The organism is Massilia consociata (assembly GCF_042432755.1).
GTDB classification, from domain to species: domain Bacteria; phylum Pseudomonadota; class Gammaproteobacteria; order Burkholderiales; family Burkholderiaceae_D; genus Telluria; species Telluria consociata.
This window is the reverse complement of the sequence record NZ_JBHLWP010000045.1, coordinates 1-949: the sequence shown is the minus strand read 5'-3', so window position 1 is coordinate 949 and position 949 is coordinate 1. Positions and strand designations below refer to the sequence as shown.

The window sequence follows — 949 nt, the reverse complement described above, 5'->3', positions numbered from 1 at the left end:
CCTTGAGGGCTTCGTTGTACGTCTTCCAGTTCGTCGTGCGGTACTTCTGTGGAGCTGGTTTCATCCGTTCAGGCTACCAGACCTGCGGGTTCTACGCTGGTCGAACCTGATTTACGCAACAAAGCCCATGGTAGCCTGTAAAATATCGTTCTGAGTAATAATCGGTGAGATTTTCATAAATTTACGCGTGGTAGACTTTCTTTACCGATAGCAAGTGCTTCGGCTTTACCTGAGGAGAATTTTATGCATGAACTTACGATGAGCGAAATTAATGAAGTCAATGGCGGTCTGAGCGTTTCTTGGGACTTCGACGGCATGTCTTCTGGAGCTATTGGTGGCGCCGTCGCGGGCACCATTGGCGGCGCATTTGGCGGTGCCTTCGGGATGGCAGCGGGCTTCTTGGGCGGCTTGGTAGGTGGCGCCATCGCCGGAGGCCTTAAAATTGAAAATGACGTCGAAGAAATTATTAAGAAGAAAACCCCGTAACGGCCATTACTTTAAACTGTAATTGATTCACGTTACAAGAAAGGAGTCCATATGGCAAAGAACATACTGATGGCTCTAGTTGCAACTGTGATCTTCGCGTTCCTGTTCCCGTGGATCTATTCATTAGTAGACGGCGCCGGTGGGAAGCCAGCGTCGGTAGTCGTTTCATCTGTAATATTTTTCATTGCGATGATGGCTGCATTCACTTTTAGTTCGCGCAAGAAGAGGTAAATTTTGGAGCGCTCGGAACTTGTTCCGAGCGCTCTAATGTTCGAATCGAGCTGTGTATTTACTTGCAACTAGCTTGCCATGACGCGTTCGCCGAGCAGTTTGAAGCGGCTTTGTTGAGCAAATCGAGCGAAGGCCGAGCTGACGCTATTTGTGGTTAGTTTTATAACACCGGGACCGTAATCGGGGTGCCCATCCGAGTGAAGCGGTTGAGCACGTCAGCACGTATCTGCAA

1 protein-coding gene is annotated in these 949 nt (G+C 49.2%); it reads left to right on the top strand.

From position 1 onward, the window contains the following. The first annotated feature begins 243 nt into the window (after positions 1-243). Complete coding sequence (locus ACFFJK_RS22845; RefSeq protein ID WP_379681954.1) at positions 244-486, top strand: hypothetical protein; 243 nt, start codon at positions 244-246, stop codon at positions 484-486. Positions 487-949 lie beyond the last annotated feature (463 nt).

Coding starts and splice junctions, on each gene's coding strand:
- ACFFJK_RS22845 (WP_379681954.1), top strand. CDS start 244: ATGCATGAACTTACGATGAGCGAAATTAATGAAGTCAATGGCGGTCTG.